This is a genomic window from Pseudomonas sp. VMV1 (assembly GCF_056790235.1).
Genome location: NZ_JBXGSE010000025.1, coordinates 1 through 5,395, shown reverse-complemented (window position 1 = coordinate 5,395; position 5,395 = coordinate 1). Strand labels below are relative to the sequence as shown.

At 63.8% G+C, this 5,395-nt stretch carries 3 protein-coding genes; all 3 read left to right on the top strand.

What is annotated here, in order from left to right; genetic code table 11:
* On the top strand, positions 1 to 688 hold a 688-nt coding region (locus ACUCV0_RS23875; RefSeq protein WP_482213912.1), incomplete at its 5' end, for an efflux RND transporter periplasmic adaptor subunit.
* A gap of 12 nt (positions 689 to 700) precedes the next feature.
* Complete coding sequence (locus ACUCV0_RS23870) at positions 701 to 3,835, top strand: efflux RND transporter permease subunit (RefSeq protein ID WP_482213911.1); 3,135 nt, start codon at positions 701 to 703, stop codon at positions 3,833 to 3,835.
* A gap of 1 nt (position 3,836) precedes the next feature.
* Positions 3,837 to 5,333, top strand: coding sequence for an efflux transporter outer membrane subunit (locus ACUCV0_RS23865; RefSeq protein WP_482213910.1), 1,497 nt, complete (start codon positions 3,837 to 3,839; stop codon positions 5,331 to 5,333).
* The last annotated feature ends 62 nt before the right edge of the window (positions 5,334 to 5,395 follow it).

Below are 5,395 nucleotides of genomic sequence, written 5' to 3'. Positions count from 1 at the left end.
CGAGATCAACCTGGCCTACACCAAGGTCGCCGCGCCCATCTCCGGGCGCATCGGGCGCTCAATGATGACCGAAGGCGCCCTGGTCACCGCTGACCAGACCAGCGCCCTGACCAGCATCACCCAGCTCGATCCCATCTATGTCGACGTGACCCAGTCCGCCACCGATCTGCTGCGCCTGCGCCGCGAGCTGGACAGCGGTCAGCTGCAGAAGGTGCAGGGCGAGAACGCCGCCCAGGTCAAGCTGATGCTGGAAGACGGTACTGCCTACAGCCGTCCCGGCAAGCTCAAGTTCGCCGAGGTCTCGGTGGACCAGGGCACCGGCTCGGTGACCATCCGCGCCGAATTCCCCAACCCCGACAAGCTGCTGCTGCCCGGCATGTTCGTGCGTGCCGAGCTGCAGTCCGGCGTGCGCCAGAATGCCCTGCTGGTGCCGCAACAGGGTGTGACCCGCGATCTCAAGGGCCAGCCCACCGCCATGGTGGTCAACGGCGAAGGCAAGGTCGAGCAGCGGATCCTCAAGACCGAGCGCACCGTCGGCGCCGAATGGCTGGTCACCGACGGCCTCAAGGCGGGTGACAAGGTCATCACCGAAGGTCTGCAGAAGATCAAGCCGGGTGCCACCGTCACCACCAAGCCGGCGAGCAACATCGCCTCCGCCGAGCAGAAGCCGGCGGGTCAGGGTCAGTAAGGGGAGCGCCTGATGTCCAAGTTCTTCATCGACCGGCCCATCTTCGCCTGGGTAATCGCCCTGGTGATCATGCTCGCCGGCATTCTGTCGATCCTCACGCTGCCGATTAACCAGTACCCGAACATCGCCGCTCCGGCGGTCTCGATCCAGGTGAGCTACCCGGGCGCCTCGGCGCAGACGGTGCAGGACACCGTGGTCCAGGTCATCGAGCAGCAGATGAACGGGATCGACAACCTCAGGTACATCTCCTCGGAGTCCAACTCCGACGGCAGCATGACCATCATCGTGACCTTCAACCAGGGCACCAACTCCGACATCGCCCAGGTCCAGGTGCAGAACAAGCTGCAGCTGGCGACGCCGCTCCTGCCGCAGGAAGTCCAGCAGCAGGGCATACGCGTCGCAAAGTATCAACGAAACTTCTTGATGATCGTAGGTCTGGTATCCAAAGATAGTTCAGCGACCGCAGAAGACCTGTCTAACTACATTGTTTCGAGCTTACAAGATCCCATCGCACGGACCACAGGTGTGGGTGACTTCCAGGTATTCGGTGCCCAGTACGCCATGCGCATCTGGCTGGATCCGCTAAAGCTGGTGAAGTACCAGCTCACCCCGGTCGACGTCAGCAGCGCCATCCAGAGCCAGAACGTGCAGATCGCCTCCGGTCAGCTCGGCGGCCTGCCGGCGGTCCCGGGGCAGCAGCTCAATGCCACCATCATTGGCAAGACCCGCCTGACCAGCGTCGAGGAGTTCGGCAAGATCTTCCTCAAGGTCGACCAGAGCGGTGCCCAGGTGCGCCTGCGTGACGTGGCCCGGGTGGAACTGGGGGGCGAGAATTATTCCACGTTCGCGCAATTTGATGGCAAGCCGGCCGCCGGCATGGCGCTGCGTCTGGCCACCGGCGCCAATGCCCTGGACACCGCCAAGGCGGTCCGCGCCACCATCGAACGCCTCAAGCCGTTCATGCCGCCGGGCATGGAGGTGGTCTATCCCTATGACACCACCCCGGTGGTCACCGCCTCTATCCATGAGGTGGTCAAGACCCTGGGCGAGGCGATCCTGCTGGTGTTCCTGGTGATGTTCCTGTTCCTGCAGAACTTCCGGGCCACCCTGATTCCCACCATCGCCGTGCCGGTGGTGCTGCTGGGCACCTTCGCGGTGCTGCTGGCCGCCGGTTTCACCATCAACATCCTGACCATGTTCGGCATGGTGCTCGCCATCGGCCTGCTGGTGGACGATGCCATCGTGGTGGTGGAAAACGTCGAGCGGGTGATGGCCGAGGAGGGGCTCTCGCCTAAGGAAGCGACCCGTAAGTCGATGGAGCAGATCCAGGGCGCCCTGGTCGGTATCGCTCTGGTGCTGTCAGCGGTGTTCGTGCCCATGGCCTTCTTTAGCAGCTCGACCGGGGTGATCTATCGCCAGTTCTCCATCACCATCGTCTCCTCGATGGTGCTGTCGGTGCTGGTGGCCCTAATCCTGACCCCGGCGCTGTGCGCCACCCTGCTCAAGCCGGTCAAGCAGGGGCGCCACGAGAAGCGCGGTTTCTTCGGCTGGTTCAACCGCAAGTTCGAGAGCGGTCAGCACCGCTACGAGCGCAGCGTGGCCGCGGTGATCCGGCACAAGGTGCCCTTCCTGCTGCTGTACCTGCTGATCGTCGGCGTCATGGTGTTCCTCTTCACCCGCATCCAGTCGTCCTTCCTGCCGGAAGAGGACCAGGGCGTGATCTTCGCCCAGGTCACCACGCCGCCGGGCTCCAGTGCCGAGCGGACGCAGAAGGTGCTCGACACCATGCGCGAAATGATGATGAAAAATGAGCCTGGTATAAAATCTATGTTCACCGTCAACGGTTTCAACTTCGCCGGTCGCGGTCAGAGCTCGGGGCTAGGATTCATTCAACTTAAATCATGGGAAGAGCGGAGCGATCCGAAAGATAGCGCCGGAGCTATTGCAGGGCGATCCATGGGGTATCTATCCCAAGTCAAGGACGCAATAATTTTTGCGGTGGTTCCCCCTGCGGTCATGGAGCTGGGCAACGCCACTGGTTTCGACTTCTATCTGCAGGACAACGGCGGTATTGGCCACGAGGCGCTCATGGCCGCACGCAATCAGTTGCTCGGCATGGCTGCGCAGAATCCCAAGCTGATGCAGACCCGACCCAATGGTCTCAACGACGAGCCGCAGTTCAAACTCATCGTCGACGACGAAAAGGTGCGTGCGCTCGGTTTGTCGCAGAGCGATGTCAATCAGACGCTGTCCAGCGGCTGGGCCTCCAGTTATATCAACGACTTCATCGACCGTGGTCGGGTGAAGAAGGTGTACATGCAGGGCGAAGCCAGCGCACGGATGAATCCCGAGGACTTCAACAAGTGGTACGTGCGCAACGGCTCGGGCGAGATGGTGCCGGTGTCGGCCTTCGCTCGCGGCGAGTGGATCTACGGCTCGCCCAAGCTGGAGCGCTACAACGGCATCTCTTCGCTGGAGATCCTCGGGTCCGCGGCGCCTGGCTACAGCACCGGTGATGCCATGGCCGAGATCGAGCGCATGGCCAAGGACCTGCCGCAGGGCGTGGGTATCGCCTGGACTGGTCTGTCCTACGAGGAGCGTCTGTCCGGCTCCCAGGCACCGGCGCTTTATGCCTTGTCGATGCTGGTGGTGTTCCTTTGCCTGGCGGCGCTATACGAGAGTTGGTCGATTCCGATCGCGGTGCTTCTGGTCGTGCCACTGGGCGTCATCGGTGCGCTGTTGGCCACCTACTTCCGCGGTCTGGCCAACGACGTCTTCTTCCAGGTCGGTCTGTTGACGACCATCGGCCTGGCGGCGAAGAACGCCATCCTGATCGTGGAATTCGCCAAGGAGCTGCACGAGGGCGGCAAGAACATCGTCGATGCGGCGGTGGAAGCCTCGCGCATGCGCCTGCGCCCCATCATCATGACCTCCATGGCCTTCATCCTGGGCGTGGTGCCCCTGGCGATCTCCTCGGGTGCCAGCTCCGGCAGTCAGCACGCCGTGGGTACCGGCGTGATCGGCGGCATGCTCACCGCCACGATCCTGGCGATCTTCTGGATTCCCATGTTCTACGTGGTGGTCAGCAGCCTGTTCAAGGACAAGGCCACCAAGGACCAGGAAGCCCATGGCAAGGAAGGACACTGATATGAAGAAGTCTGTCTTGGCGGTGGTCGTGGGCATGCTGGCCGTGTCCGGCTGCAGCCTGATCCCCGATTACCAGCGACCCAATGCGCCGGTGGAGAACGCCTGGCCCCATGGCCAGGCCTACGATGCCCTGACGGTCAATCGCGACCAGCAGGCGGCCGACATCGGCTGGCGCGATTTCTATCGCGACCCGGCGCTGCAGCAGCTGATCCAGCTGTCGCTGGACAACAACCGCGACCTGCGCCAGGCCGCGCTGAACGTGCGCCTCTACCAGGCGCAATACCGCGTGCAGCGCGCCGAGCTGTTTCCCGACATCGCGGTCAGCGGCACCGGGACCCGTACCCGCCAGCCGGAGGACCTGAGCCAGGTCTCCGCCATTCGCGAACTGCTCGCCGGCAACAGCGCCAATGGCGCGGGTGGCGGCGGTGGTGGCAGCATCAGCAGCCAGTACAGCGTGACCCTGGGGTTCACCTCCTATGAGCTGGACCTCTTCGGTCGCCTGCGCAGCCTCAGCGAGCAGGCGCTGCTCAACTACTTCGCCACCAGCGAAGGACGCCGCAGCACCCAGATCTCGCTGGTCTCGGAAGTGGCCAACGCCTACTACGCCTGGCTCACCGACCAGCGCATGCTGCAACTGACCCGCGAGACCCTGGCGGCCTATCAGCGCTCCTACGACCTGACCCGCCAGACCGTGGAGAACGGCGTGGCCAGCGGCCTGGACCTGCGCCAGTCGCGCACCGCCCTGGAAGGGGCGCGGGCGAATCTGGCGCAATACACCCGCCAGGTGGCCCAGGATCGCAATGCCCTGGCCCTGCTGCTGGGTACCTCGATCCCGGCGGAGCTGCCGCAGAGCAAGGGGCTGGACGGCACCGATCTGCTCGCCGACCTGCCGGCCAATCTGCCGTCGGATCTCCTGCAGAAGCGTCCGGACATCCTCCAGTCCGAGTTGCAGCTGCGCGCTGCCAACGCCAACATCGGCGCGGCCCGGGCCGCCTTCTTCCCGCGCATCAGCCTGACCGCCCAGGGCGGCACGGCCAGCCGGGACCTGAACGGCCTGTTCGACGCCGGCTCCGGCTACTGGACCTTCTCGCCGAGCATCAACATCCCGATCTTCACGGCCGGCAGTCTCAAGGCCAGCCTGGATGCGGCCAAGATCCAGAAGGACATCAACGTCGCCACCTACGAGAAGTCGATCCAGACCGCCTTCCGCGAGGTGGCCGATGCCCTGGCGGCGAAGGGCACCTACGACGACCAGCTGCAGGCCCAGCAGGACCTGGTGCAGGCCAGCCAGGAGTACTACGACCTGGCCAACCTGCGCTATCGCCAGGGCATCGACAACTACCTCACGGTACTCGACGCCCAGCGCTCGCTGTACAGCGCCCAGCAGCAGCTGATCACCGACCGGCTCAACCAGCTCAACACCCAGGTCACCCTCTACAAGGCCCTTGGTGGTGGCTGGCTGGAGCGTAGGTGGAGCCCTATACAAGACCGTTCTTAGGCTCTGTCTGAAAAGTCGACGCGCCAACAGCGATCAATGCAGGCCAGAGTGACCATCGCCTT